Source organism: Cellulomonas denverensis (genome assembly GCF_012396125.1).
Taxonomy (GTDB): Bacteria; Actinomycetota; Actinomycetes; order Actinomycetales; family Cellulomonadaceae; genus Cellulomonas; species Cellulomonas denverensis.
The window spans coordinates 111,730-138,315 of the sequence record NZ_JAAXOX010000008.1 but is presented as its reverse complement, the minus strand read 5'-3'; the positions used below and the strand labels follow the sequence as shown (position 1 = coordinate 138,315).

Genomic DNA, 26,586 nt, shown 5'->3' with positions numbered 1-26,586 from the left:
GCCGGTACTCGCCGATCGCCCCGGCACCGGCGGCGGCCAGCGCGTCGACCAGGGCCCCGGCCTGCTCCACCGGGACGAAGACCACGTGCTTGTCCAGCGCCTGCGCCGGGGCGGGCACCAGCGGGCGGGTGGTGGTCAGGCCGAGCAGCCCGGCCAGCTGGTCCGCGACCCCGCCGGTGGCCGAGTCGGCGTTGGTGTGCGCGGCGTACAGCGCACAGCCGCCGCGGATCAGCCGGTGCAGCAGCGCACCCTTGTAGTCGGTGGCGGCGACCGCGTGCACGCCGCGCAGCAGCAGCGGGTGGTGGGTGACGATCAGGTCGGCGCCCCAGTCCAGCGCCTCGTCGACCACCGCCGCCACCGGGTCGACGGCGAACAGCACCCGGCGCACCGGCTGGGCCGGGTCACCGGCGACCAGGCCCACCCGGTCCCAGGACTCGGCGGTGCGCGGTGGGTAACGGCGGTCCAGCAGCCGGGTGACCTCGGCCAGCGTCAGCGTCATGCCGCCGAATCTATCGGTCAGGGCCGGAGCATCGACTTGATCGCGCGCCGCTCGTCCATCGCGGCGTAGCCCTCGGCGACCCGGTCCAGCGGCAGCACCAGGTCGAAGACCCGCCCGGGGTCGATCGCGCCGGACCACACGTCGGGGGCCAGCTCCTCGATGTAGGCCCGCACCGGGGCCACCCCGCCGACCACCCCGATGTTCGCGCGGAACAGCGTCGCCAGCGGCAGCTCCCCGCCGCCGGTGGGCAGGCCGACCACACCGATCCGGCCGCCGGGGCGCACAGTGGCGACCGCCTGGGCGACCGACTCCTTGGTCCCGACGCACTCCAGCACCGCGTCCGGCCCGACCCCGCCCAGCAGGTCGCGGACCCGCTCGGCGCCCTCGTCACCCCGCTCGGCCACGATGTCGGTCGCCCCGAACTCGGTGGCCAGCGCCTGGCGGGCGGCGTGCCGGGACATCGCGATCACCCGCTCGGCCCCCAGTCGGCGCGCCGCGATCACCGCGCACAGCCCGACCGCCCCGTCGCCGACCACCGCCACCGTCGATCCCGGCCGCACCCCGGCGGTGAAGGCCGCGTGGTGACCGGTGCCCATCACGTCGCTGAGGGTCAGCACCGAGCCGAGCAGCTGCTCGGACGGCGTCTCCGGCATCGGCACCAGGGTGCCGTCGGCCAGTGGCACCCTGACGTACTCGCCCTGGCCGGCGTCGGTGAAGAAGCCCTCGGCATCGATGCCGCCCCAGCCGGAGGACCGCTCGCAGGAGGTGTGCACCCCGTTCCGGCAGTGCACACAGGTCCCGTCCGACACGGTGAACGGCGCCACCACGAACTGTCCGGGCCGCAGGTCGCGCACCCCGGCGCCGACCTCCTCGATCACGCCGACGAACTCGTGCCCGATCCGGCGCGGCTCCTTGGTCGGGCTCACGCCGCGGTAGCCCCACAGGTCGGAGCCGCAGACGCAGGCGGCGACCACCCGGACGATCGCGTCGGTGGGGCTGAGCAGCCGCGGGTCGGGCACCTCTTCGAGGCGGATGTCATGGGGGCCGTGGATCAGGGTCGCGCGCACAGTCGAAGCCTAGGCCGCGACGGCGTCGTCGGCCGAGCCCTGGCGTCGGTATCGCTCGTAGCGCCGAAATCGCTTGAACAGCCCAAACTGGCGGCATGTGTGGCCGCTATGCGCAGACCCGTGCCGACGACGCCCTGGAACGTGACCTGCTGGTCGACCGGATCCTCGGCGAACCCCGCGCCCCCTCCTGGAACGTCGCCCCCACCCAGGACGTCCCGGTGGTGCTGGAACGCCAGGAGGACGACGGGGTGCAGCGCCAACTGCGCAGCGTGCGCTGGGGGCTGGTGCCGTCCTGGGCGAAGGACACCTCGATCGGCTCCCGGATGATCAACGCGCGCTCGGAGACGGTGCTGGAGAAGCCCGCGTTCCGCAAGGCCGCCGCCCGCCGCCGGGCACTGGTGCCGATGGACGGCTACTACGAGTGGCAGAAGCACGAGCACGGGCCGAAGACCCCGTTCTTCCTGCACGCCGACGCCCCGCTGGCCGCCGCCGGGCTCTACGAGCTGTGGCGCGACCACACCAAGGCCGACGACGACCCGGCCCGCTGGCTGTGGTCGGTCACGATCATCACCCGGCCGGCCACCGACGCCCTGGGCCACATCCACGACCGCTGCCCGGTGCTGCTGCCCGCCGACCGCTGGGACGACTGGCTCAGCCCGGCGATCACCGCCGCGGACGAGGTCGGGGCGCTGCTGGCGCACGTGCCGGAGCCGCACCTGATCCCGCGCGAGGTGGGCCGGGCGGTCGGGAACGTGGCCAACGACGGGCCGGGGCTGATCGAACCGGTGGAGTGACCCGGGGCTACCCGGCGGCCGGGTCCCACCACGGCGAGGCCACCACCCGGCGGCCCGCGTCGTCGGCCCGCACCGCCTGGTCGTCGGCGATCGGGATCAGCCGGTGGTCGCGGCCGTAACGGTCCAGGGTGTCGGCGATCAGCTGTGGCGGGTAGGGCGGGAGTTGTCCGTCGGCGTGCGGCAGCACCGTCTCCGGGATCAGGGCGAGGCCGGTGCGATCGGTCAGTCCGGGCGCATCGCCGGGGTCGTCCATCAGCGCGGCCGGTTCGACGCTGGGGCCGGTGATCAGGGAGCCCGCGCTCAGCCCGATGTAGGGCAGGCCGGCACGCACCCGCTCGGCCAGCACCCGGTCCTGGCCGGTGCGGCGCAGGTCGTCCAGCAGCACGAAGGTGTTGCCGCCCGCGACGTACAGCACGTCCATCTCCGGCAGTCCCTCGGCGAGGTCGACGTCGACCACCGGGTGGCCGAGCGCCTCGATCCGGGCGCGCTCGGCGAGCACGAAGTCCTCCGCTGCGTAGAGCCGGGCCGCGGCGCCCAGGTAGCCGATCCGCGGGTGGGCCGGCGCCACCTCGGACAGGAACTGCGGGACGGCGCCGATGCCGAGCGAGAGCAGCAGGAGGTTCATGCCGGTCAGGCTAGGACCGCCCACCGACACGTGATCCACACGTGTGCACACGCCCGATCGGCGCAAAAGCCACGTAGGCCCGGGCAGCATCCGAACGACGAGCACTCCGCTCATGCCGCGGCTGGGAAGCCGACCGACACCACGTTCGGAGCCCGATGACCACGGACACCCTCCCCCAGCGCCCGCGCCAGGCCGCCGCCACCGGCAGCTACCAGGACCTGTCCCGGCGGATCCGGGAGGCGGGGCTGCTGCACCGCACCCGCGGCTTCTACCTCGGACTGCTGGTCGCACTGGGGCTGGCACTGGCCGGGCTGGTGGCCGGGGCGATCCTGCTCGGCGACTCGTGGTTCCAGTTGCTGATCGCCGGGGCGCTCGGGATCGTGCTGACCCAGGCAGCGTTCGTCGCGCACGAGGCCTCGCACCGGCAGGTGTTCGACTCCGGCCCGGCGAACGACCGGCTCGGCCGGATCCTGGCGAACGGGGTGGTCGGGATCAGCCACTCCTGGTGGATGACCAAGCACTCCCGGCACCACGCCAACCCGAACCGCCGCGGCAAGGACCCGGACATCGCGCCGGACACCATCGTGTTCCTGCCCGAGGACGCCGCCCGGCAGAACCGGGTGATGGCGGCGCTGACCCGGGTGCAGGGCTGGGCGTTCTTCCCGCTGCTGACCCTGGAGGGGCTGAACCTGCACGTGACGTCGATCCGGACCCTGTGGGCCGCGGAGCGCGGGCGGCAGCGGACGATCGAGCTGGCGGTGCTGGCCGTGCGGCTGACCGTGTACCCGGCGCTGGTGTTCTGGCTGCTGCCGGTCGGGATGGCCTTCGCCTTCCTCGGGGTGCAGCTGGCCGTGTTCGGCGTGTACATGGGGGCGTCCTTCGCGCCGAACCACAAGGGCATGGCGATCATCGGCGAGGACAGCAAGCTCGACTTCCTCAGCAAGCAGGTGCTGACCTCGCGCAACATCTCCGGCGGCGGGGTGATGAGCACGCTGATGGGCGGCCTGAACTACCAGATCGAGCACCACCTGTTCCCGAACATGCCCCGCCCGCACCTGGGCCGGGCCCGCCGGCTGGTCCGCGAGCACTGCGCCCGTCACGGGGTGCCGTACACCGAGACCACGCTGCTGCGGTCCTACGCGATCGTGGTCCGGTACCTGAACGAGGTCGGGCTGTCCGCCCGCGACCCGTTCGACTGCCCGATGGTGCGCCGGTTCCGGCAGGTCTGATCAGCGGCCGGTCGGCCGGGCGGCGGCGCTGCGACGACGCCGGCGACGGCGGCGCGAGGCGACCGGGGCGGCGGCGTCCAGCGCGGCGGTGGCCTGCGCCCAGGACGAGGTGGTCAGCACCGGCCGGGCGATCCGGTCGGTGACGTGGTGGAGCCCGGTGGCGTCGGTGGCCAGGGTGCCGGCGAACTCGCCGCCGAGGGTGGCGACCCACAGGTCGTCGTCGGCCTGGCGCCACTGCACCCGCAACGGCGGGACGGCGAGCACCGGGGTGGGCACGGACGGGGGCACAGCAAGGGACTGCAGAGTGATGAGAGATTCCTTCGGTCCGCGCCTTCGGCAGCAGACGGTGATGCAGGTCAGTGGCGTCGCGCGAGGCGCGTGACCGGGCTGCGACACCCGGTGGCCACCGTGGCGGGGAGACGCCCCGCACGTGGTCAGGTGGGATCAGTCTACCCGACGCGGCGGTCGGCGCCTCAGGCGATCTCCCCGACCGGCCAGCCGTGCGGGGTCGGTCCGGCGAAGTAGTCGGTCAGCGCGGCCATGAATCCGCGCCGCCGGGACCGGCTGATCGCCAGCCGGGTGCCGTCGCCCAGCAGGCAGTCGCCCTCCTGCACGCCGGCCACGTGCCGCAGGTTCACCACGTAGCAGTTGTTGCTGCGGTAGAACGGCCGGCCGGCCAGGTCGTCCTCCAGTTGCTTGAGCGTGATCGGCGCCGGGTAGGCCGCCTCCGCGGTGTGCACGGTGGTGTGCCGCCGGGCGCTCTCCGCGTAGAGGATGTCCGCGGTGGGCACCCGGGCGAACCCGCCGCGGGTGGGCAGCACCAGGAAGTCGTCCACCGGGCGGCGCCGGACCGCGGCCACGCTGCGCATCAGCTGCTGGGAGAACGCGAAGTACGGCACCGGCTTGACCAGGTAGCTCAGCGCGCCGACCTCGTAGCCGCGGATCGCGTAGTGCCCGAGCGCGGTGACGAAGACGATCACCACGTCACTGTCCAACTGCCGGATGTGCTGGGCCGCGGTGAAGCCGTCCATCCCCGGCATGTCGACGTCCAGGAACAGGATGTCGGCGTCCGGGCGGTACTGCTCCACCAACTGGGCGCCGTCCACCAGCACGTCGACGGCGAAGGTCTCACCGTGTTCGGCCTGGTAGCGCTGGATGTGCCCGGCCAGCTGCTGGGCGGCGACGGGGTCGTCGTCGACGATCCGGATGGTGATCACGGCAGCTCCCGCGGTCGGGCCCCGGGCCGGTGGGCACCGGGCGTGAGGACATGGTCAGTGTTGGGACCGGCGAGATCAAGCCCGCCTCCGTACCAGCCCCACACGTCAACTGAACCCGATCGCGCGCTGCGCCACCCGGTAGGCCAGCACCGACACCCGCCGCCCGGCCCGGCCCGGCAGGTTGCTGATCTGGCCGAGGGCGGACCACCGGACCCGGCGGTACAGCACCGGGTCGGCCGCCCGCAGCCGGGACCACAGCAGGTCCTTTTCCGCCAGGGCCTCCGGGGTGCCGGCCCGGATCAGCAGGATCGAGGACACCGCACAGATGATCTCGGTGTAGTGCCGCAGGTACCGGGCCAGCCGCGGCTCGGCCACCGGGGTGCGGGTGACGTGGTCGATCATCAGCCAGTTCACCCGCAGCTGCTGGTCCAGCCGGCGCAACATCACCGACTCCTGCACCGACTGGTCGGCCCGGCCGATGAAGTACCGGTACAGGTCGACGTCCAGGTAGTACAGCGTCCGGACCCGGTGCAGCGGGATCAGCGCATACAGGTTGTCGACGTAGAAGGTGTGCTCGGGCAGCCGCAGCCCGACCGCGCGCAGCACGGCGGTGCGGTAGGTCAGGGCGTGCATCATCAGGTACTGCCGCTTGGCGAACGGGCCGGTCCGGTCCCAGGTCAGTTGCTCGCGCACCGGCAGCGCGCCGAGGTAGCTGACCCGGGTCTTGTGCCGCTTGCCGACCTTCTCGTACACGAAGTTCGACACCAGCAGGTCCAGGTCCGGACGGGCGCGCAGGGTGTCCAGCACCGACTCCAGCGCACTGCGGTCGAACCAGTCGTCGGCGTCCAGCACCTTGAAGTGGGTGCCGGTGGCGTGCGCCAGCCCGGTGTTGATCGCGGCGCCGTGGCCACCGTTGGGGCGGCTGATCAGCTGGACCAGGCCCCGGTCCGCATAGCCGCGGGCCAGATCGGCGGTGCCGTCGGTGGAGCCGTCGTCGACGACCAGCACCTCGACCCCGGCGGTGCCGACCACCGAGTCCAGCGCCCGCGCCAGGTAGTCCTCGGCGTTGTAGGCCGGGACGACGACGGTCAGTACCGGGGTCACCGGACCGGCTCCGGCTCGGGGACCCGCTTGAAGATCACTTTGAAGATCGGGAAGAACACCCAGAACGAGATCGCGGCGTTGATGATCATCGTGACGAAGTCCGCCAAGGTCTCACCGGTGCCTCCCATCCCCCAGGTGTCGATGAACAGGTCGTAGATCGGCGCCTTGTACCAGCCCTGGGCCGCGGCGGCGAGCACCGTGATGATCACATAGGCCAGCGCGTACCAGAACGCGGCCTTGGCCATCGAGGAGTTCGACTTGAAGGTGATCGACCGCTGGGCGAAGAAGTTGATCACCTGCGCGATCAGCAGGGTGATCTGCACCGCCAGGAAGTACGCCAGCCCGCCACCACCACCGGGCAGCGGCCCGGCGGCGTAGTCGAAGACGTAGTACTGCGACCCGTCCGGGTTCGACCCGACCGGCCAGATCTGGAACGCGGTGTCGATCAGGGAGGTGTGGGAGAAGGCCCACTTGATCAGCGGCATCAGCGCCAGCTGCAGCACGGTGATGCCGTTGCTCAGCACGAAGAACACGACGAACTGCGCCACCCCCGGACGCTTCTCGGCGAAGCGGGCCCAGGCAGCACGGAGACGGGTGACCATGGATGACTCGTTTCAGCTCTCGCCACGCAGTGCGCGGGCGGTGGCGCGGTTGGCGCGCCGGTTGCGGAAGTGGGCGGCCACCAGGGACCGCATGCCGGTGAAGAAGTGCCCGTTCACCACTCGGACGATCCCGGCGACCATGTCGGTGCTGACCATCCCGTTGGTCATCTTCCCGATCGCCCGGAACGGCATGTTGAGCAGGAACAGGATGTTCAGGTCCGGGGCGCCCTTGCGCTCGGCGGCGCGGCGGCGGGAGTCCAGGATCCGGAAAGCCAGCCGGGCCAGTGGCGACCGGGCCCCGGCCATCGCGGACAGCGGGTCGTTCGGCCCGAGCGGTCCGGAGCGATCGGCGGGCGGGAGCGGGCGGCCGAGCAACGCAGCGAAGTCCTGGTCCGTGACCTGCTGGACCTGTCCGGTGCGGTAACACTCCGGCAGGTCCTCGGTCCGGGGCGGCACGGTGCCGGTGACCTCGACGGTCGCGGACAGCGGCAGGTCGTCCACATGCGACCCGGCCAGCACCTGCCAGGAGCCGGACTCCACCTGCCACGCCCCGGTCGCCACATCCCAGTGCCGGAAGGACGCCAGCTCGACCCGGACCCGGCGGGACTCCCCCGCCGCCAGCTCGACCCGGGCGAACCCGGCCAGGGTGCGGGTGGGCCGGTGCACGCCGGGATCGAGCCGGTGGACGTAGACCTGGACGACATGCGCCCCGTCCCGGTCGCCGGTGTTGGTCACGGTGACGGTGGCCGATTCCGGGGTCGCCGCCAGGTCGCTCAGCTCGAACCGGGTGTACGACAGCCCGAAGCCGAACGGGAAGGCCACCGGCACCCCGGCGGTGGTGTGGAAGCGGTAGCCGACGTACAGGCCCTCCCGGTACTCGGCGGTGCGGCCGGTGGCCGGGAAGATCGCCGCCGCCGGGGTGTCCGCGAGCGCCGGCGGCACCGTCTCGGCCAGCCGCCCGGAGGGGTTCACCGCCCCGGTCAGGACGTCGATCAGCCCGCCCGCACCGGCCTGGCCGGCCAGCGAACCGTGCAGCAGGGCCTGGCACTGGTCCAGCCACGGGGTCTCGACCACGCCGCCGCCGGCCAGCACCACCACCACCCGCGGGTTGGCCGCCGCCACCGCGGACAGCAGGGCGATCTGGGTCGCGGGCAGCTGCAGGTCGGAGCGGTCGATCCCCTCGGACTCGGTGATCTCCGGCAGGCCGAGGAACAGCAGCACCACATCGGCGTCCCGGGCGGCGCGCACGGCTTCGTCCCGGAGCGCGGCGTCGGGCACCCCGTCCCGCCGGAAGCCGCGCGCCTGGGCCACCACGTCCAGCCCGGTGCCGCCGATCAGGTCGGTGACACTGTCCAGCCGGGTCGGGTTGACCACCGAGGACCCCGCGCCCTGGTAGCGGGGGGTGAAGGCGAAGTCGCCGACCACCGCCACCCGCGCCCCGGCGGCCAGTGGCAGCAGGTCGCCGGCATTCTTGAGCAGCACGGCGCAGCGCGCGGCGGCCTCCCGGGCCAGCGCGTGCTGGGCGTCCGGGTCCGGGGCGGGTGCCGGATCCGGCCGGGCGCCGGCGACCAGCCGGAGCACCTCCTCGGCCCGGGCGTCCACCTCGGCCTCGGTGAGCCGGCCGTCCTGGACCGCCGCGACGATCTGCCGCACCGAGTCCAGCCCGGCGGCGGGCATCTCCAGCGTCCCGCCGGCCCGGACCGCGGCGACCACGTCGTTCGACCCGCCCCAGTCCGAGACCACCGCCCCGTCGAAGCCCCACTCCTGGCGCAGCACGGTGTCCAGCAGGAACGGGTCCTCGTGCGCGTACACCCCGTTGACCAGGTTGTAGGCGCTCATCAGTGCCCGCGGCCGGCCCTCACGCACCACGATCTCGAAGCCGGCCAGGTAGATCTCCCGCAGCGTGCGCTGGTCCAGCACCGAGTCCGACACCATCCGGCGTAGCTCCTGGGAGTTCGCCGCGTAGTGCTTCGGGCAGGCCGCCACCCCCTGGGACTGGATGCCCCGGACGTAGCCGGCGGCCAGTTTCCCGGACAGCAGCGGGTCCTCGGAGAAGTACTCGAAGTTGCGCCCGCCCAGCGGCGAGCGCTTGATGTTCAGCCCGGGCCCGAGCAGCACGTCGACCCCCTGCGCGGCGGCCTCGGCGCCCAGTGCGGCACCGATCCGCTCGGCCAGCTCGACGTCCCAGCTCGCGGCCACCGCGGCGGCGGTCGGGAAACAGGTGGCCGGCTCGGAGGCGTTCAACCCCAGGTGATCGGCCGATCCGACCTGCTTGCGCACCCCGTGCGGGCCGTCGGCGAGCCACAGCGACCGCACCCCGTGCCGGGGCAGGTCATGGGTCTGCCAGACCGTCTTGCCGGTCAGCAGCGCGGCCTTCTCCAGCAGGGTCAGGCTCTGAGTGGTGGACAACGTGCTCTCCTCGTCGCTGAGTGGTCCCGGGTGCCGCCCCGCCGGGCGGAGGTGGGCTCCGTCGGCCCGGCGGGGCGGGGCGATCAGTCCGCGGCGGGCTCGCCGCTGCGGACCCGGCGAACCCGGCGGACCACCATCACGACCGCGGCCAGCACCAGGACGCCGACCAGCGCGGTGATCCCGATCTGCAGGTAGACCCAGGTCGGCGGGGTGTAGGACACCGTGGCGCCCGGGGCCAGCCCGTTCATCGCGTTGGAGTTCGCGACCGTGAACAGGATGTGGTGGGTCGCGTCCCGGATGTCCGTGACCGCCTTCGCCGACGAGGTGTCCCCGAAGGACTTCGACGGCTGGAAGGTGAGCGTCAGGTCCGTGCCGGCGCTGATCCCCTGGTTCGGGTTCATGTACGGGTAGAGGTTGAAGTCCGAGATGGCGAAGCCCTCGAAGCCCCACTCCCCGCGCAGCACGTCCGTCATCAGCGCCTCGGAGCCGCCGGCCCAGGTGGCGCCGATCCGGTTGAACGAGCTCATGATCCCGGTGGAGCCGACCGTGGTCGTCTCGATCGTGCCCTGGTCGTCGGCGAGGTACGGGACCTCCATCGAGATGTTCTTGACGGCCATCTCGAACGGCTTGAGGTAGAGCTCACGGATGGTCTGCTCGGTGGCCCAGGTGGCGATGCCGTTGTTGACCCGGTTGGTCTCCTGGTCGTTCAGCGCGAAGTGCTTGAGGGTGGTGTAGACCCCCTTGGTCGCGGCGCCGTTGGCCACCGCGGTCATCATCGCGCCGGACAGGAACGGGTCCTCCGAGTAGTACTCGAAGTTGCGGCCCGCGAACGGCGAGCGGTGCAGGTTGGCCGCCGGGGCGTACCAGCCGTTGATGTCCTTGAACATCGCCTCGTTGCCGAGCATCTCCCCCATCGCCCGGCCCAGGTCGACGTCCCAGGTCTGCGCGATCAGGAACTCCGACGGGTAGGCCACGCCGTTGATCGAGGAGTTGATGAACGAGGAGAACCCGGCCGGGCCGTCCGGCTCGGTGGTCTGCGGCTTGCCGATCGAGCCGATCGCGGCGGTCTGGTAGGCGCCGTTCAGCAGCATGTCGGTCATGTCGCCGACGCTCAGCGAGTCCAGCAGCTCGTCCCACTGCGGGTCGTCCTTGGGCAGCCCGCGCAGGTCGATCAGCGACAGCTCGGTGCTGGCGCCGGTCGTGGGCATGTCGCCCTCGAACGCGTCCGCGACGGCGTCGTAGTCCCAGGCCGCGAAGCCCTCGGCCACCGCATCGCTCGCCACCAGCTGGTCGCCGGCCGGCGCGGTCGGGAAGGTACCGGCGAAGTCCGCGCGGGACATCGACAGGATCTTGCCGTCCTCCGGCTCGGTGCTGAACTGCGCCGAGACGTCGTCGAACTGGTTGGTGACCTCGGCGAGGTCGGTGGAGCGGTGGTTGTCGCCGGAGTACACCACGTCGGAGTCGACGGTGTAGGTGATCGGCTCGGTGCCCGCGGCGACGGTGTGCGAGTCGGTGCGGAGCGAGATCGCGTAGTCGCCGGCCTCGAGCACGTACGCCTGCTCGCCCAGGTAGTCGTAGGACGCCATGTCCTCGACGCCGAGCTCCAGGGTCACGGACTCGCTGGCGCCCGGCTCGATCAGGCCGGTCTTGGCGAAGGCGCCGAGCACGACCTCGGACTTCTCGATCCCGCCCGGGGTGTACGGCGCGGTGTAGTACAGCTGCACCACGTCCTTGCCGGCCACGTCACCGGTGTTGGTGACCTGGACGGTGACCGCGATGGTGCCGTCCACCGCGCCCAGCTCGGTGCCGGTGACCTGCCAGTCGAAGCCGGTGTAGCTCAGGCCGTGGCCGAAGGGGTAGACCACCGCCTGGTCGTAGTCCAGGAAGCCCTCGGCCGCCGCGGTCTCGTAGTAGCGGTAGCCGATGTAGATGCCCTCCGCATAGTTCACGAACGTCGCCTCGTCGGTGACGGTGGCGTTGGAGGTCGCGGACTCGACCGCGGACACCGGGTAGGACACCGACAGGTTCTCGTACTGGAAGTCACCGAAGTTCACGAAGGTCGGGTCCGCAGTGAAGTCGGCGGCCCAGACGTCCGCGGTCCGGCCGGAGGGGTTGATGTCCCCGGACAGGATCCGGCCCAGCGCGTTCAGCCCGGTGGCGCCCGGCGACCCGGCGAGCAGGATCGCGTCCACCCCGGCGTCGTCCTGCAGCAGGCCGAGCTCCATCGTGGTGGAGGCGTTGATCACCACCACGACGGTGTCGAAGTTGTCCTTGGCCAGCTCCACCAGGTCCTTCTCGTCCTGGTTCAGCTCCAGCTGGTGCTGGCCCTCGACGTAGTTGTCGTCCCAGCCCGCCATGTCGGTGGCCAGGTCGCCACCCTCACCGCCGGGACGGCCGAGGTAGATCACCGCGGCGTCGGCGTAGTCGGCGAAGGTGGACTGCTGGGCCTGGTACTCGGCCACCGGCAGCTCACCGATGGTGTACGACGACGCCTCCGGGTTGTCCATCTCGATGTGCCCGCGCGGGTTCTTCCCGGCGAAGGTCTCGATGGCGGTGTAGACGGCGTCGTTGACCTCGAAGCCGGCGTTCTCCAGGCCGACCCGGGCGTTCACCGCCGACGTCGTGTCGACCGAACCGGACCCGGCACCGCCGTACACCGGGTCGGCGGCGGCGCGACCCAGCATGGTCACCTTCGCCCCGGCGGCCAGCGGCAGGGCAGCGGCCTCGTTCTTGGCCAGCACGATGCCGGCGCCGGAGATCTCCTCCACCAGCGCCTCGGCGGCGGCGTCGACCTCCTCGATGCTGCCGTAGTCGGCGGTGTAGTACTCGGTGTCCCAGCCCGCCGACTCCTCGGCGTTGGTGAAGGTGTAGGTCCCGGACCCGAACTGCGAGGCGACCCAGCCGCCCGCGACGACCAGGGCGACGTTGGCCACCACGGCGACCAGGGTCACCACGGCCAGCACCGGCACCCAGATCGCCAGGTACTTCTTGTTCGACATGCGCTTCTTCACGCGGGCCTCGTTCATCAGTCGGCGACCTCGGTGATCACGCCGTCCTGGTCGATCTGCCAGGTGGTGCCGGTCTCGGCCGAGTCACCGTCGATGGTGAACTTCCCGTCCGAGATGTTCACCGTGCCCTGGATCCGGGAGGCCGCCTCGGAGAAGCTGTAGGGCACCACCAGAAGGCCGTACTTCACGGTCGGGGCGGTGACGTCGCTGGCCAGCATGATCTGGTTCCAGGAGTCGTCCTCGGCCAGGGCGTCGGCCACGGCGGTGCGGGCATTCTCCAGATCCTCGGCGATGTCGGACTCCGACGCCGCCTGGTTCTGGGACGTCCCGCCGCCGTCGCCGGAGTCGCTGCCGCAGGCGGTCAGCCCGAACGCGCCGGTGAGGGCGACCATGATGCCGAGGCCGGTGGTCAGGACCTTGTTGGTCTTCACGTCTACTTCGCTCCTTGATGAGTTGCTGGCCCCGGGCCCACCCCGCGGCCGGCCCACCCCGCGGCGGCCGGGTCGTCCGGTCCGCCGCGGGGTGGGTACTGCCGGGTCAGTCCGAGATCGGACCGGAGTAGTTCAGGCCGAAGCCGAACAGGTAGGAGTTGCCGGCCGAGTCGACGTAGGGCTCGGTGTCCTCCTGGACGTCCTCCAGCTGCTTCTCCACCGCGTCCATCGAGGCCGGGAAGGCGATCGGCAGCCGGCCCTGCGGCTCGTTCAGGCCGATCGCGGTCTCGATCAGCGCCTGGTCGCTCACCCCGAAGCCGACCAGGATCGCGTCCGACCGGGCCTCGAACTCGGCCGGGACGGTCGGGTTGTTCGCCCGCAGCACGGTGATCACCGGGATGTCCTTGCCGCTGGCCTCGACCGCCGCCACCGCACGCTCGAAGGCGTCCAGGTCGGACTCGTTCGACACCCGCGAGGTGTTGCCGTAGTAGGACCGGTTCTCCTGCGTGCCGTCGGGCAGCAGGTCACCGGAGATGGACACCTGGCGCACGTTCTCCCCGTCGGCGGTGTAGGGCCGGTACTGCAGGGACAGCGGGTACCACTCGCCGGTCTCCTCGTCGTGGCCGGAGTTGGCGAACACGGCGCCGCTGTTCGGGCTGTCCATCCCGACCAGCACCAGGTCCACGTCGGACAGGTCGGGGGCGGTGTAGCTGATCACCTGGCCGTCGGCGTCGGTCTCGGCCTCGTCGGTGACCACGGTGCCGAAGTACTCCTCGGCGATCTCCGCGGTCAGGCCCTCACCCTCGGTGTACTCCCCGGGGCCGAACAGGCCGGCCTGGCCGGTGTCGTAGTTGCGCGGGATGTAGACCGTCTTGTCCGACCAGTCGCCGGCCTCGGCGGCGGCGATGGTGCCGTCCTCGTTCTTCAGCATCACCACCGAGTCGAGCTGCGCCTGGTAGCCGGCGTCCATCTTGTCCTGGCTGGCCACGATCTCCTGCGACTCGTCCAGGTCCAGGTAGGCGTTCTCGTACAGGCCGGGCTGGAACAGCATCGCCAGGATCCGGGTGCCGGACTCGGCGAACCGGGTGTCGGCGTCCACGTCGGTGTTCCCGGCCTCGAAGTCGGCCTGCCACATGTCGTAGGCCTCGAGCACCGGCTCGACCGCGTTGTTGCCGCCGAACATGTCGACGCCGTTCTGCAGGATCTCGTAGTGGCGCTCGGCCACCGTCAGGTCGTCCGCGCCCCAGGAGGTGCCGATCATCGCCTCCGGGTCGGTGCTGCCACCGGCGGTCACGGCCCAGTCGGTGACGACCACGCCGGAGAAGTTCTGCCGCAGCAGGTCGGTCCGGTAGCTGTCGTAGGCCGAGCCCATCCGGTCGCCGCCGCCGAGCGGCTGCCCCTCACCGTCCAGCGCGATCGAGTAGGCGGTCATCACCGCGGCCGCGTCCATCGCGCCGAGGAAGACCTCGGCGTGCGCGTCGAAGTTGTCGCCCGGGTAGACGCCGTACTTGCCGGCCTCGGTGTGCGACTCACGACCACCCTCGCCCGGACCGTCACCGGCCCAGTGCTTGATCATCGCGTTCACCGACTCGTCGCCCCAGCCCTCGGCGTCCGGCGTGGCCTGGAAGCCCTCGACGTAGGCCTGGGCCATCTCGGTCGCCAGCTCGACGTTCTCCCCGAAGGTGCCGGACACCCGCAGCCAGCGCGGGTCGGTGGCCAGGTCGATCTGCGGGCTGAGCGCGGTGCCGATGCCCAGCGCCCGGTACTCCGCCGACACCGCGGTGGCGAAGGCGGTCATGGTCTCGGTGTCGAAGGTCGCCGCCAGGCCGAGATTGGACGGCCAGCGGGAGATGTCGCCGGAGGCGTTGTAGTCCCCGCCGCTCTCGGCGCCCGAGCGCGGATCGGAGCTGAAGTTCACCGGCACGTAGGGCTCGTCCTCGGTGGCCAGCGACTCGGCGAAGGCCTGCAGCTGGTTGGACCAGGTGACATTCGCCTCGACGTCGTTCGGGCCGGCGTTGAGCACATTGCGCAGCCGGGACTGCTCCATGTACTCCTTCTGGGCGTCGGTGATCCCGTCCGCGGGCGAACGCTCGTGCGAGCTGAACAGCATCAGCCCGGCGATCTGCTCGATGGACAGCTGCCCGGCCAGGTCGGCGGCACGGTCCTCGGCCGCCACCCGCCAGTCCTCCCAGACGTCCAGCTCACCGTTGCCGTTCATGTCCTTGAAGGCGTACTCCAGGCCGTCCTCGGTCTCGGTCAGTAGCTCGATGCCGCTGTCCGCGCCGTAGGACAGCACCGGGCCGTCGCCGGGGTTGGTCACCACGACGAAGTCGGTCGTGCCGTCGCTGACCTCACGGGTGGTGAAGCTGTCGGAGTTGGAGCTCTGGTCCTCGGGGTCACCGGAGGTGCAGGCCGTCAGCGCGAACAGGGCCACACCGGTGACCACTGCCACGCCCTTGGCGTAGGTCGTCGTCCTCGTCTTCATTGACCTTCCTTGTCGTCTCGCGGCGAGCTGCCCGCGGTCGTCGCGGTCGGCCCCGACGCTGGGGCGGCCGCCGGCTCCCGCGCGATCCAGCGCGCCGAACTGACCTGATGCGGCCCGGGACGTCCTGGTCCGGGTGGCCGCGTTCGTCACGCTAGGTCGGCGGCGCGGGCGTTCCGGGCGGTCTCGGATGGACCGTCGCCCAGGCCGGACAACCGGTCGGCGAGGTCACGGGACGGTCACGAACGGGCCACCCGCCCGGCCGGATTCGTGACCTGCGCGCCGGGGTCGGCAGCCCTCCCTGGCCGAGTTCGTGACTGGTGCTCCGAGGTCGGTAGCCCCGTCGACGAGGTCGATGCCGGAGTGCCGAACTCGCGCGCCGAGCGCGCCGAGCGCGCGGGGCTCAGGAGGCGATGCGGGTGGGGGCGGTGCAGGCCTCGGCCCAGAGGTCGTCCAGCGACAGGCCGAGCACGGCGGCGATCGCGGCGATGGTGGGGAAGGCGGGGGTGGCGACCCGGCCGGTCTCGATCTTGCGCAGGGTCTCCGGCGAGACCCCGGCGTCCAGAGCGACACTCAGCATCGACCGCTCACCCCGGGCCCGGCGCAGCACGGCGCCCAGACGGCGACCCCGTTCCAGGTCGTCGGCGGTGAGCGGGAGGCGGACCATGACGCCGATAGTAATACCGGGATAATCTTCCCGGGATAGGTGTTGGGCCCCCGTTGCGAGAAGGCACCCCATGATCGAGATCCTCAGCCCCAGCGAGCTCCCCCGTGCCCGGGCCACCGGCGCCCTGGTCGCGCGCATCCTGCAGACCATGAAGGCCCGCGCCACCGCCGGGACCAACCTGCTGGAGATCGACCGCTGGACCCGGGACATGATCGTCGAGGCCGGCGCGGTGTCCTGCTACGTCGACTACGCGCCCTCCTTCGGCGACGGGCCGTTCGGGCACTACATCTGCACCTCGGTGAACGACGCGGTGCTGCACGGCAAGCCGCATGACTACCGGCTGGCCGACGGCGACCTGCTCACCCTGGACCTGGCGGTGTCGCTGGACGGCATCGTGGCGGACTCGGCGATCAGCTTCGTGGTCGGCGGGCGCGGCTCGCAGGCCGACCTGGACCTGATCGACGCCACCGAGCGCGCCCTGGCCGCCGGGATCGCCGCCGCCCGGCCCGGCGCCCGGATCGGCGACCTGTCGCACGCGATCGGCCAGGTGCTCACCGCCGCGGGCTACCCGATCAACCTGGAGTTCGGCGGCCACGGGGTCGGGTCGACCATGCACCAGGACCCGCACATCTCCAACGACGGCCGCCCGGGCCGCGGCTACACCCTGCGCCCCGGCCTGCTGCTCGCACTGGAGCCGTGGATCATGGCGGACACCGACGAGCTGGTCACCGACGCGGACGGCTGGACGCTGCGCAGCGCCACCGGCGCCCGGACCGCGCACAGCGAGCACACCGTCCTGATCACCGAGGACGGCGCGGAGATCCTCACCCTGGCGCCCTGACCCCTACGCACTCGCCGCCGACCGGACCGTGCGCACCACCGGGCGGGCGACACTGGCATCCCCGACCCCGGAGTGACCGTGCCGCCCCGTGCCCGCCGTGCCGCCCTCGCCCTGCTGGCGGCGGCCCTGTGCGGGTGCGCGGCCCCGGCCACCCCGCTGCCCACCCCCACCCCGGTCACCCTGGTGTACGCCGCCAGTTCCCCGGGGGCGGAGCAGGCGGTGATCGCCTGGAACGCCGTGCACCCGGACATCCAGGTCGAGTACCGCCCGGAGGCCGACCCCGCCGATCTGGTGCAGGTCGACCTGCACGCGCTGCCCACCCTGGTCGACGACGGCACCCTGACCGACCTGACCGGGCTGATCGACTACGACCTCCCGCTGCGCTACGCCGACGGCACCTGGCAGGCGGTCACCCTCGGCGGCACCGCAACCTACGCCGTGCCCCAGGACACCCACCCGCTGGTGCTCGCCTACCGGCCCGAGGTGCTCGCCGGCCTGGGACTGCCGGTGCCGTCGACCTGGCAGGAGTACGCCGATCTCGGCCGGGACCTGCACGCCGCGGATCCCGGCCTGCTGCTCGCCGGACTGCCCGCCGACGACCCGGCCTGGTTCGCCGGTCTGACCGCCCAGGCGGGCGCCCGGTCCTGGGACGACGAACCTGCCCGCCGGGTCGCCGGGTACTGGGGCGACCTGGTCGCCGCGGGCGTGGTCGGGCCCGACCCCGGCGACCCGGCCGCCGTCACCGCGATCACCGACCGGCCACCGGCGGGCTGGGCGATCGCACCGCTGCCCCGGTGGACCCCCGGCGACCCGGTGGGCGCCAACCGGGGCGGCAGCGCCACCGCGATCACCACCGCGAGCGCCCACCGCGAACAGGCCGCCCGGTTCCTGGTCTGGATGAACGCCAACCCGGAGGGCGCCACCCTGCTGGTCGCCGAGGACGGCATCGTGCCCGCCGACCTGGACCTGCTGCCGGAGTTGATCGCGGACCGGCCCGGCGCGGAGGTGCTGACCGCGGAGGCCGCCGCCGTGCCGGAGTACCGGGCGCTGCCGACCACCGACCGGACTGACACCGCCCTGCGCGAGTTGATCACCGCCGCCCTCGACACCGGCACCGCACAGGCGTTCCTGGACGCGGTCGCCACCCTGAGCTCCCTGGAGCAGCCATGACCGCCCGCCCGTTCCTGATCGCCTTCGGCGGCACCGTGCTGGTGTTGGCGCTGGCGGTGCTGCTGCTGGTCGCCCGGTCCGGCGCGGAGCCGGCGGCGGCACCGCGGGCCACCCCGAGCCCGACCGCCACCCCGGCCCCGAGCCCCACCGCGACCCCGAGCGAGCAGACCACCGGTCCGACCGGCCTGATCACCGACGCGCCCACCTCCGCCCAGGACGCCACCATCGGCGACTGCTACCTGCTCAGCACCCGCGCGGCCACCTGGGGCATGGCGCACGTCCGGTTCGTCGACTGCGCCGCACCGCACCACGGCCAACTGGTGTCGAGTGTCCCGCTGCGCGACCCGGCGCCGATCGACCCGGACCTGGTCCCCGCCGAGGACCCGGCCGGATCGGCGGCGGCCGACTTCTCGCTGGAGGACTGCGTGCTGACGGTGTGGACCGAGTACGTGGACGTGCCCGACGCCGGCCCCGCGCTGTACGTCCCGCCGAACCTGCTGACCGACGGTGTCGCGGATCAGGTGCTGTGCGCGCTGGAGACAGCGGAGCCGCGCGCGGGGTCGCTGCTGGGTGGTTGACTCGTCGGGTGACCCACGAGACCCGTCCCGGCTGGATCCGTCGCCTCGACCAGCGGGTCGGCCGCAGGATCGCGGCGGCACCCTCCTCACCGGCGACCGACCGGGCGCTGCGGAACCTGACCGAGGCGGCCAACGGCGGCGGGCTGTGGTGGGGGGTGGCGGCCGGGCTCGCGCTCACGGGGGTGAAGGGCCGCAAGGCGGCGGTCACCGGCATGCTCTCGCTCGGCGGGGCGGCGCTGGTCGCGAACCTGATCGCCAAGCCCCTGCTGCACACCTCCCGGCCGACCGGGGTGTTCCAGCCCTCCCGGGCGTCCCGGCGACTGGCGACCACCCCGCGGTCGGCCTCCTGGCCCTCCGGGCACACCGCGAACGCCGTGGCCTTCGCCACCGCCACCACCTTGGTCTCCCCCGCCCGGGGCGCCGCGGTGGCCCCACTCGCGGGCGCGGTCGCGTTCTCCCGGCTGCACGTCGGGGCGCATTGGCTGTCCGACGTGATCGGCGGGGCGGCGATCGGGGCCGGCAGCGCGGTCGCGGTGGACACCGTGCGGCGGCGGATCGAGCAGCGGCACCGGGGTGGCAGCGAGCGGGTCGAGCTGCCCGCGCTCCCGGACGGCGACGGCCTGTACCTGATCGTCAACCCGCACTCCGGGCCCAGCGCCGGACCGGCCGCCCGGATCGAGGACCTGATCCTGCGCGAGTTCCTGGACCGGATCCCGCGCGCCCACGTGCACACCCTGGCCGACGACGACGATGCCGAGGCCCTGCTGACCGAGGCGGCGCGCTCCGGCCGGTACGCCGCGATCGGGGCCGCCGGCGGTGACGGCACGCTCGGGGTGGCCGCCGCAGTCGCCGCCGACCACGACATCCCGTTCTTCGTCGCACCGCACGGCACGTTCAACCACTTCGCCAAGGCGCTCGGCATCGACGGCGCCGCGGACGCCCTGATCGCGCTGCGCGGTGGGGGCGGCCGCGCGGTCAGCCTGGCCGAGGTCCGGGTCGGCGACACCCGGGTGCCGATGCTCAACACCTTCTCCACCGGCGTCTACCCGGAGCTGGTCGACCGGCGCGACCACGCGCTGCACCGCCTGCCCAAGCCGGTGGCCGCCCTGGCCGCCGGGGCGACCGAACTGACCCGCGCCCGGCGGACCCGGTGGACGGTCGACGGCGAGCCGGTCACCGCGCTGACCCTGTTCGTCGGGAACGGCGACTACGGCGAACCCGGTGCCCCGCTGCCCGGCCGCCGGGTGCCCGGCAGCCACACCCTGGACGGCTGGTTGTTCGGTGCCGGGACCTCCGGCGGGGAGTGGACCGTGCGGATCCCCGGGGTGGCCCGGCGGCGCGGGCTGCGCACCCTGCGGCTGGCAGGTGCGCAGCAGGTCGCGGTGGACGGCGAACTGGTGGACGTCCCGGACGGCGCGGACGTGACGCTCACGGTGCGGGACCGGCGGGTGCGGGTGTACGCGCCCTGACCGGCGCGGCGCGGGTGGCACCGGCGCTACCGTGACCGCATGCCCAGGCCGACCACCAAGACCGAGCTGATCGCCGCCACCCGGGACCGGTGGGCCGCCCTCTGGCAGACCATCGACACCATCCCGGGCGGACCCGAGGCGCTGGTCCTCGACTTCGGCGGTGACCCGAAGCTCACCGAGGCGCATTGGTCCCGCGACACCGATCTGCACGACGTGCTGGTGCACCTGCACGCCTGGCACCGCCTGGCCCTGGACTGGGTCGCCGCGAACCTGGGCGGCGACCCGCGCCCGTTCCTGCCACCGCCGTACACCTGGGCGAACTACGGCGAGCTGAACGCCGCGATCCGCACGGCCCACCGGGACAGCTCCTACCGCGAGGCGGCCGACCAGGCCCGGGCCAGCCACGCGGAGCTGCTCGCCCTCGCCGAGTCGTTCAGCGAGCAGGAGCTGTTCGAGAAGAAGCACTTCCCGTGGACCGGCAGCACGCACCTGGCCAGCTACCTGATCTCGGCCAGTCCCAGCCACAGCGACTGGGCGATCAAGAAGATCCGCCGGGCACTCCGGGGCCGCTGACCACGACCCGGTCAGTCCTGCGGGCGGCGGGCGATCGCGTCCAGCTGGAACCGCAGGCCCTCGTGCGCGAACACGGTCTGGATCGACTTGCGTGCCGGGTAGCCCGCGGTGAACCGGACCCGGAACGCCTCCTCCATCGCCGGGATCTCCCAGACGTCGGCGAACAGCGCGTCCACCTTCACCACGTCGGCCAGGCTCATGCCGATCGAGGTCAGCCGTGCCTCCAGGTTGTCCAGGGCACCGTGCACCTGCTCGGAAGTGGTGCCCTCGGTGTTGCCCACGCAGTAGGAGACGAAGACGAAGCCACCGGCCTCGACCACGCCCGCGTGCGCCCATTCCTCGATGATCTCGTGTCTGATGATGTCGCTCATGGGGGCAACGTAGCGACGGGGTCCGACACGATCCCCCTGGTGGTCGCGCGCGGATCAGGGCTCACGGAGGCCTCTGGGTGGGCCCGGCCGGGCTCGAACCGGCGACCTCCGCGGTGTAAGCGCGGCGCTCTGACCAACTGAGCTACAGGCCCCTCGTGGGGTGCGTCAGCCTACCCGGGACGCCGGGGACGCGAGGTCACCCACCGACCAGCCGGCCCACCGCCGCCAGATACAGCTGCGGGTCCCGGCCCTTCCCGGCCGGCGAGAGCGTCGTCCACCGGATCACGCCCTCGGTGTCCAGCAGCACGCTGGCCCGCCGGGCGTGGCCCTGCTCCGGGTCGAACACCCCGTACGTCTGGGCGGCAGCACCGTGCGGCCAGAAGTCGGACAGCAGCGGGAAGCCGAGACCGTCGTGGTCGGCCCAGGCCCGCAGTGAGGCCACCGGGTCGCAGGACACCGCGACCACATCGGCCGCGGCGGTCAGCTCCGGCAGCACGGTGTTCAGCCGGGACAGCTCGTCGCTGCACACCGGGGAGAACGCGAACGGCACGAACACCGCCAGCACCGGGCGTGCGGCCGGGCCACCGAGGGTGACCTGGCGACCGGTGTGCTCGGTCAGCGGCACCTGCCGGGGCGTCTCACCGGTGGTGAGCATCCCGGGCGTGTCGCTGCCGTCCATGCTCAGCGTCCGCGGCCGCGGGAACCCATCCGGGTGGCCGACCAGTCGTCCGCGATGGAGAACGTGCTGGTGGCGTGCAGGCCGGCGGTGGTGCCGGCCTCCTGGATGTCGTCGTGGCCCACGTGGCCGGACCGGCCCGGCTTCGGGGTGAACACCCAGATCAGACCGCCGTCGTCCAGGACGGTCAGCGCGTCCACCAGGGTGTCGGCGAGGTCGCCGTCGTCGTCCCGGTGCCAGATGATCACGCCGTCGACCACGTCGTCGTAGTCCTCGTCGACGAGGGCGGAGCCGGTGATCTCCTCCAGTCCGGAGCGGAGCGCCTCGTCCACGTCGTCGTCATAACCGAACTCCTGGACCACCTGTCCGGTGGTGTACCCGAGTCGGCCAGCCCCCTGAGGGGCGTCGCCCGTGCTGGTCGCCACGTCCCGCCTGTTCCTTCCGTCGGACACCACCCCGGGTGGGCGGTGCGCTCGCTCGATCACCGAACGGTAGCCCACCGGGACCCTCGCGCGCGTGGTGGCAGGGCAGGCTGGGGACCATGTGCCCGCTGCGGCGAGCTGTGGACAAACGTGACCAGGGCCACCCCCGATCGGGTCGATTGTCACGGACATCACGCCTCCGGTCCGCCGGACAGGGAGACTTTCGACCCAGAGACGGAACAGAATGGGTGCACCCGCGCCAGCCGTCCTCCTGACGACAGACCTGACATGTCCGGCGCGGGCCGAGATGCGCATCGGGGCCGACCGGCCCGCACAGCGTGGAGAGACGAGGAGCACTGGTGGCTTCCAATGACGGGCGCGGGCCGCTCATCAACGGCCTGCTGAGCCAGGTACCGGATGTCGACCCCGAGGAGACCTCGGAGTGGGTCGAGTCCATCGACGGACTCATCGACGACAAGGGCGGGCCGCGGGCGCGGTACGTGCTGCTGAACATGCTGAAGCGCGCACGTGAGCGCAACGTCAGCATCCCGCAGGAGCTCAACACCCCCTACGTGAACACCATCGGTGTGCACGACGAGCCGTACTTCCCCGGCGACGAGGTCCTGGAGCGCAAGTACCGCTCCTGGAACCGCTGGAACGCCGCGGTGATGGTGACCCGGGCACAGCGGCCCGGTGTGGCGGTCGGCGGGCACATCTCGTCCTACGCCTCGGTGTCGACGCTGTACGAGGTCGGCCTGAACCACTTCTTCCGCGGCAAGGACCACCCCGGCGGCGGCGACCAGATCTACTTCCAGGGTCACGCCTCCCCCGGCGTCTACTCCCGCGCATACCTGGAGGGCCGGCTGACCGAGCACCAGCTCGACGGCTTCCGCCAGGAGATGTCGCACCCGGGTGGCGGCCTGCCGTCCTACCCGCACCCGCGGCTGATGCCGGACTTCTGGGAGTTCCCGACCGTGTCGATGGGCCTGGGCCCGGCGTCGGCGATCTACCAGGCGTGGACCAACCGCTACCTGCACCTGCGCGGGATCAAGGACACCAGCCAGCAGGACGTCTGGGCGTTCCTCGGCGACGGCGAGATGGACGAGCCGGAGTCCCGCGGCATGCTCCAGCACGCCGCCCAGCAGGGCCTGGACAACCTGACCTTCGTGGTGAACTGCAACCTGCAGCGCCTCGACGGCCCGGTGCGCGGCAACGGCAAGATCATCCAGGAGCTCGAGGCGCAGTTCCGCGGCGCGGGCTGGAACGTGATCAAGGTGATCTGGGGCCGCGAGTGGGACGCCCTGCTCAACGCCGACAAGGACCGTGCGCTGGTCCACCTGATGGGTGAGACCCCCGACGGCGACTACCAGACCTACCGTGCGGAGAACGGCGCGTTCATCCGCGAGCACTTCTTCGGCCGCGACCCGCGCACCAAGGCGCTGGTCGAGAAGATGACCGACGACGAGATCTGGGCGATGAAGCGCGGTGGCCACGACTACCGCAAGATCTTCGCCGCGTACAAGGCCGCCCGCGAGCACACCGGCCAGCCGACCGTGATCCTGGCGCACACCGTCAAGGGCTACGGCCTGGGCTCGGGCTTCGCCGGCCGCAACGCCACGCACCAGATGAAGAAGCTCAAGGCGGACGAGCTGAAGACCCTGCGCGACTCGCTGCACATCCCGATCAGCGACGAGCAGATCGACGAGAACCCGTACCTGCCGCCGTACTACCACCCCGGCCAGGACGACCCGGCGATCCAGTACATGCAGGAGCGCCGCCGGGCCCTGGGCGGCTACGTCCCGGAGCGCCGGACCAAGCACACCCCGCTGACCCTGCCCGGTGAGAAGGCCTACGAGCTGCTCAAGAAGGGCTCCGGTCACCAGGAGGTCGCCACCACCATGGCCCTGGTCCGGCTGTTCAAGGACCTGGTCAAGGACAAGGAGTTCGGCAAGCGGCTGGTCCCGGTCATCCCGGACGAGGCGCGTACCTTCGGCCTGGACTCGATCTTCCCCAGCGCGAAGATCTTCAACACCAACGGCCAGAACTACCTGGCGGTCGACCGCGACCTGATGCTCTCCTACAAGGAGTCCGAGTCCGGCCAGATCATGCACACCGGCATCAACGAGGCCGGTTCCGCGGCCGCGTTCCAGTCGGTCGGCACGTCCTACGCCACCCACGGCGAGCCGCTGATCCCGTTCTACTTCTACTACTCGATGTTCGGGTTCCAGCGCACCGCCGACCAGTTCTGGGCGGCCGGGGACCAGATGGCCCGCGGCTTCCTGATCGGCGCCACCGCCGGCCGCACCACCCTGACCGGTGAGGGCCTGCAGCACGCCGACGGGCACTCCCCGCTGATCGCCGGGACCATGCCGCACGTCGTGCACTACGACCCGGCCTACGGCTACGAGATCCGGCACATCGTCCGGGACGGCATCCAGCGGATGTACGGCCAGGACGACCCCCGCGACCCGGATGTCATGTACTACCTCACGGTGTACAACGAGCCGATCGTCCAGCCGGCCGAGCCGGAGAACGTGGACGTCGACGGCATCCTCAAGGGCATCTACCTGCTGTCCCCGGCCGAGGGCGAGGGCGTCAAGGCCCAGATCCTCGCCTCCGGTGTGGCGGTGCCGTGGGCTCTGGAGGCCAAGCAGCTGCTCGCCGAGGACTGGGGCGTGAACGCCGCGGTCTGGTCGGTCACCAGCTGGTCCGAGCTGCGTCGCGAGGCCCTGGCCGCCGACCAGCACGCCTTCCTCAACCCCGGTGCCGAGGTGCAGGTCCCGTACCTGACCCGCAAGCTCCAGGACGCCGAGGGCCCGTTCGTCGCCACCACCGACTACGACCACCTCGTGGCCGACCAGGTGCGCGAGTGGATCCCCGGCCGGTACGCCACCCTCGGTGCGGACGGTTTCGGCTTCTCCGACACCCGCGCGGCGGCGCGTCGTCACTTCAAGATCGACGGCCCGTCCACCGTGGTCCGGGTGCTGCAGCAGCTCGCCCGCGAGGGCAAGGTCGACGCGGACGCCCCGGCCCGCGCGATCGAGCAGTACCGCCTGCACGACGTGAACGCCGGCACCTCCGGCAACGCGGGCGGCGACGCCTGACCGGCTGACCCCCGCATGGCCAGAGGCCCCGCATCCGCCCGGATGCGGGGCCTCTCGCATGCGCGGCGCAGCGTCCGCCCGGCTCGGGCCGCCCGCGGGTCACCTCCCAGGTCCGGCGCGCGCCGAGGGCGCAGTTCACGGTGGTCTGACGGCGCGCTGGCCACCCGGAGCTGCGCCCTCGGCGACCGGGCCGGCCAGGCAGCGCGCGCGTCGAATGCGAAGAACACGCCGAACGAATCGGATCGCGTTCGGCGTGTTCTTCGCACTCGTGCGGAGCGGCCCGCACGGCAGGCCCTCGGCGGGGCTCGTTTCCCAGTCGCGGGGAACGGCGCGCCGAGGGCGCTGTTCGCGGCGGTCGGGTCGCCTGTCGGGCAACCGGAGCTGCGCCCTCGGCGACCGGGCCGGCCGCGCACGCACCGCGCGGCCAGGGGCGGTCAGCTCTGGGGCTGGTCCTCGGCGCGGGCGACCAGGGCGGCCAGTTCCTCGCGCATCGCCGCGGTGCGGGCGGGGTGCGGGGCCAGATCCAGCGAGGCCAGGTGCTGCTTCGCGTCCAGCGGGCGGTCGGCCTCGACCGCGGCGAGCACCAGCTGGCGGCCGACCTCGGGGTCGTGCTCGCGGGGGTGCCAGTGGCCGGTGCCGAGGTTGAGCGCCTCGACCGGCAGCCCGGCCTCGCGCAGCAGGCGCAGACCGGCGACCAGTGCCTTGCCGGAGGGGTCGCGCTCGGCGGCGGTGGTCAGGCGGCGGAGCGTGCCCTCCAGGTCGTCGCGGACCGAGAGCCGGGCGACCTCGACCAGGGGGTACCAGGCGCGCGGGTTGCCGGACAGTTCCTCACCCAGCGCCCAGACGGCCAGGTCGGCGGCGCGCTGGCGTTCGGCCTGGGCGGCGCGCAGGGCGTCGCCGGCGTCCGGGTCGGCCGGGGCACCGTCCGGGCCGGTGTCCTCGGCGTCGGCGGTCAGCGGGTCGTCGCCGGTGCCGGTGACGGCGTGCCGGCGGACGATCTCGGCCAGGGCGGCGAACGCGCGCTCATCGTTGGGGTCGTCACCGAGGGCGGCGCGGAGGGCGTCCTCCTGGGGGACATCACCGTGTCGGCTGGAGCCGGGACGGCGGGCGCCGACCCGGCTCGTGGACGCGGGGCGGCCGAGCAGCCGGCGGAGTCGGGGCAGCAGAGCCATGACGCGACACTATCGGCATCGACGGCGGCGGGCCCCGTGAACCGGGCGAAGTCCGGGCGTTCGGTCCGCGTCCTTT

The 26,586-nt window shown here is 72.2% G+C and carries 24 protein-coding genes and 1 tRNA gene; 8 read left to right on the top strand and 17 right to left on the bottom strand.

The window, feature by feature from the left end; translation table 11 throughout:
- Together HGA03_RS14045 and HGA03_RS14040 are read right to left on the bottom strand one after the other, a co-directional pair.
- Positions 1 to 499 (bottom strand): Nif3-like dinuclear metal center hexameric protein (locus HGA03_RS14045; RefSeq protein WP_168630912.1); only part of this gene is annotated, 499 nt, incomplete at its 3' end.
- Between the two features lie 17 nt (positions 500 to 516).
- The gene (locus tag HGA03_RS14040) at positions 517 to 1,566 is read right to left on the bottom strand and encodes a zinc-dependent alcohol dehydrogenase family protein (RefSeq protein ID WP_168630911.1); all 1,050 of its coding nucleotides are present in this window, start codon (positions 1,564 to 1,566) and stop codon (positions 517 to 519) included.
- A gap of 95 nt (positions 1,567 to 1,661) precedes the next feature.
- Between HGA03_RS14040 and HGA03_RS14035 the strand changes: the two genes are divergently transcribed.
- Entirely contained in the window at positions 1,662 to 2,360 is a 699-nt protein-coding gene (locus tag HGA03_RS14035; protein ID WP_168630910.1) for an SOS response-associated peptidase, read from the top strand.
- 7 nt (positions 2,361 to 2,367) lie between these two features.
- Here HGA03_RS14035 and HGA03_RS14030 read toward each other — a convergent pair whose 3' ends face one another.
- Positions 2,368 to 2,985: a Type 1 glutamine amidotransferase-like domain-containing protein gene (locus tag HGA03_RS14030; RefSeq protein WP_203767474.1), complete on the bottom strand. Its 618-nt coding sequence runs from the start codon at positions 2,983 to 2,985 to the stop codon at positions 2,368 to 2,370.
- A 155-nt stretch (positions 2,986 to 3,140) separates the two neighbouring features.
- Here HGA03_RS14030 and HGA03_RS14025 point away from each other — a divergent pair, with 155 nt between their 5' ends.
- Entirely contained in the window at positions 3,141 to 4,214 is a 1,074-nt protein-coding gene (locus HGA03_RS14025) for a fatty acid desaturase family protein (RefSeq protein ID WP_168630909.1), read from the top strand.
- Here the strand turns inward: HGA03_RS14025 and HGA03_RS14020 are convergent, their stop codons facing one another.
- The 9 genes from HGA03_RS14020 to HGA03_RS13980 form a co-directional block, all read right to left on the bottom strand.
- Complete coding sequence (locus HGA03_RS14020; protein WP_168630908.1) at positions 4,215 to 4,502, bottom strand: hypothetical protein; 288 nt, start codon at positions 4,500 to 4,502, stop codon at positions 4,215 to 4,217.
- Between the two features lie 185 nt (positions 4,503 to 4,687).
- Positions 4,688 to 5,431 (bottom strand): LytR/AlgR family response regulator transcription factor, encoded by a 744-nt coding sequence (locus HGA03_RS19630; RefSeq protein ID WP_168630907.1) that lies wholly within the window; start codon positions 5,429 to 5,431, stop codon positions 4,688 to 4,690.
- Positions 5,432 to 5,536: 105 nt separating this feature from the next.
- The gene (locus HGA03_RS14010) at positions 5,537 to 6,535 is read right to left on the bottom strand and encodes a glycosyltransferase family 2 protein (protein ID WP_168630906.1); all 999 of its coding nucleotides are present in this window, start codon (positions 6,533 to 6,535) and stop codon (positions 5,537 to 5,539) included.
- A complete protein-coding gene (locus HGA03_RS14005) occupies positions 6,532 to 7,137 on the bottom strand; it encodes a hypothetical protein (RefSeq protein WP_168630905.1) in 606 nt (201 codons plus the stop codon). Before HGA03_RS14005 ends, HGA03_RS14010 begins: the two co-directional genes overlap by 4 nt.
- A 12-nt stretch (positions 7,138 to 7,149) precedes the next feature.
- Positions 7,150 to 9,546: a glycoside hydrolase family 3 C-terminal domain-containing protein gene (locus tag HGA03_RS14000; protein WP_168630904.1), complete on the bottom strand. Its 2,397-nt coding sequence runs from the start codon at positions 9,544 to 9,546 to the stop codon at positions 7,150 to 7,152.
- Between the two features lie 83 nt (positions 9,547 to 9,629).
- Positions 9,630 to 12,572 carry a beta-glucosidase gene (locus HGA03_RS13995; RefSeq protein ID WP_168630903.1) on the bottom strand — a complete coding sequence of 981 codons (2,943 nt, stop codon included), beginning with the start codon at positions 12,570 to 12,572 and terminating at the stop codon, positions 9,630 to 9,632.
- Positions 12,572 to 12,985: a hypothetical protein gene (locus HGA03_RS13990; RefSeq protein WP_168630902.1), complete on the bottom strand. Its 414-nt coding sequence runs from the start codon at positions 12,983 to 12,985 to the stop codon at positions 12,572 to 12,574. The genes HGA03_RS13995 and HGA03_RS13990 overlap by 1 nt, the downstream gene beginning before the upstream one ends.
- Positions 12,986 to 13,091: 106 nt before the next feature.
- Positions 13,092 to 15,470 carry a glycoside hydrolase family 3 N-terminal domain-containing protein gene (locus HGA03_RS13985; RefSeq protein ID WP_168630901.1) on the bottom strand — a complete coding sequence of 793 codons (2,379 nt, stop codon included), beginning with the start codon at positions 15,468 to 15,470 and terminating at the stop codon, positions 13,092 to 13,094.
- Positions 15,471 to 15,870: 400 nt separating this feature from the next.
- Positions 15,871 to 16,134, bottom strand: coding sequence for a helix-turn-helix transcriptional regulator (locus HGA03_RS13980; RefSeq protein WP_168630900.1), 264 nt, complete (start codon positions 16,132 to 16,134; stop codon positions 15,871 to 15,873).
- A 70-nt stretch (positions 16,135 to 16,204) separates the two neighbouring features.
- Between HGA03_RS13980 and map the strand changes: the two genes are divergently transcribed.
- From map to HGA03_RS13955, 5 genes are all read left to right on the top strand, one after another.
- Positions 16,205 to 16,975 (top strand): type I methionyl aminopeptidase, encoded by a 771-nt coding sequence (gene map, locus HGA03_RS13975; RefSeq protein ID WP_168630899.1) that lies wholly within the window; start codon positions 16,205 to 16,207, stop codon positions 16,973 to 16,975.
- Between the two features lie 78 nt (positions 16,976 to 17,053).
- Positions 17,054 to 18,145, top strand: coding sequence for an ABC transporter substrate-binding protein (locus HGA03_RS13970; protein ID WP_168630898.1), 1,092 nt, complete (start codon positions 17,054 to 17,056; stop codon positions 18,143 to 18,145).
- Complete coding sequence (locus tag HGA03_RS13965; protein ID WP_168630812.1) at positions 18,142 to 18,723, top strand: hypothetical protein; 582 nt, start codon at positions 18,142 to 18,144, stop codon at positions 18,721 to 18,723. The genes HGA03_RS13970 and HGA03_RS13965 overlap by 4 nt, the downstream gene beginning before the upstream one ends.
- An 8-nt stretch (positions 18,724 to 18,731) precedes the next feature.
- Positions 18,732 to 20,192, top strand: a complete 1,461-nt coding sequence (locus HGA03_RS13960; protein ID WP_168630897.1) for a bifunctional phosphatase PAP2/diacylglycerol kinase family protein — start codon at positions 18,732 to 18,734, stop codon at positions 20,190 to 20,192.
- A gap of 39 nt (positions 20,193 to 20,231) precedes the next feature.
- Positions 20,232 to 20,765 carry a ClbS/DfsB family four-helix bundle protein gene (locus HGA03_RS13955; protein ID WP_168630896.1) on the top strand — a complete coding sequence of 178 codons (534 nt, stop codon included), beginning with the start codon at positions 20,232 to 20,234 and terminating at the stop codon, positions 20,763 to 20,765.
- An 11-nt stretch (positions 20,766 to 20,776) separates the two neighbouring features.
- Here HGA03_RS13955 and HGA03_RS13950 read toward each other — a convergent pair whose 3' ends face one another.
- The 4 genes from HGA03_RS13950 to HGA03_RS19080 all read right to left on the bottom strand — a co-directional run bounded on the left by HGA03_RS13950 (position 20,777) and on the right by HGA03_RS19080 (position 22,237).
- The gene (locus HGA03_RS13950; protein WP_168630895.1) at positions 20,777 to 21,136 is read right to left on the bottom strand and encodes a RidA family protein; all 360 of its coding nucleotides are present in this window, start codon (positions 21,134 to 21,136) and stop codon (positions 20,777 to 20,779) included.
- 78 nt (positions 21,137 to 21,214) lie between these two features.
- A tRNA-Val gene (locus tag HGA03_RS13945) sits at positions 21,215 to 21,288 on the bottom strand.
- A gap of 44 nt (positions 21,289 to 21,332) precedes the next feature.
- On the bottom strand, positions 21,333 to 21,815 hold the full coding sequence (locus tag HGA03_RS13940) for a redoxin domain-containing protein (protein WP_203767477.1): 483 nt from the start codon (positions 21,813 to 21,815) through the stop codon (positions 21,333 to 21,335).
- A gap of 2 nt (positions 21,816 to 21,817) precedes the next feature.
- Positions 21,818 to 22,237: a DUF3052 domain-containing protein gene (locus HGA03_RS19080; protein WP_239073599.1), complete on the bottom strand. Its 420-nt coding sequence runs from the start codon at positions 22,235 to 22,237 to the stop codon at positions 21,818 to 21,820.
- Positions 22,238 to 22,593: 356 nt separating this feature from the next.
- Between HGA03_RS19080 and aceE the strand changes: the two genes are divergently transcribed.
- Entirely contained in the window at positions 22,594 to 25,338 is a 2,745-nt protein-coding gene (gene aceE, locus HGA03_RS13930) for a pyruvate dehydrogenase (acetyl-transferring), homodimeric type (RefSeq protein ID WP_168630893.1), read from the top strand.
- 434 nt (positions 25,339 to 25,772) lie between these two features.
- On the opposite strand, the gene HGA03_RS13925 is transcribed toward aceE, so the two are convergent.
- On the bottom strand, positions 25,773 to 26,510 hold the full coding sequence (locus HGA03_RS13925) for a hypothetical protein (protein WP_168630892.1): 738 nt from the start codon (positions 26,508 to 26,510) through the stop codon (positions 25,773 to 25,775).
- Between the last annotated feature and the right edge of the window lie 76 nt (positions 26,511 to 26,586).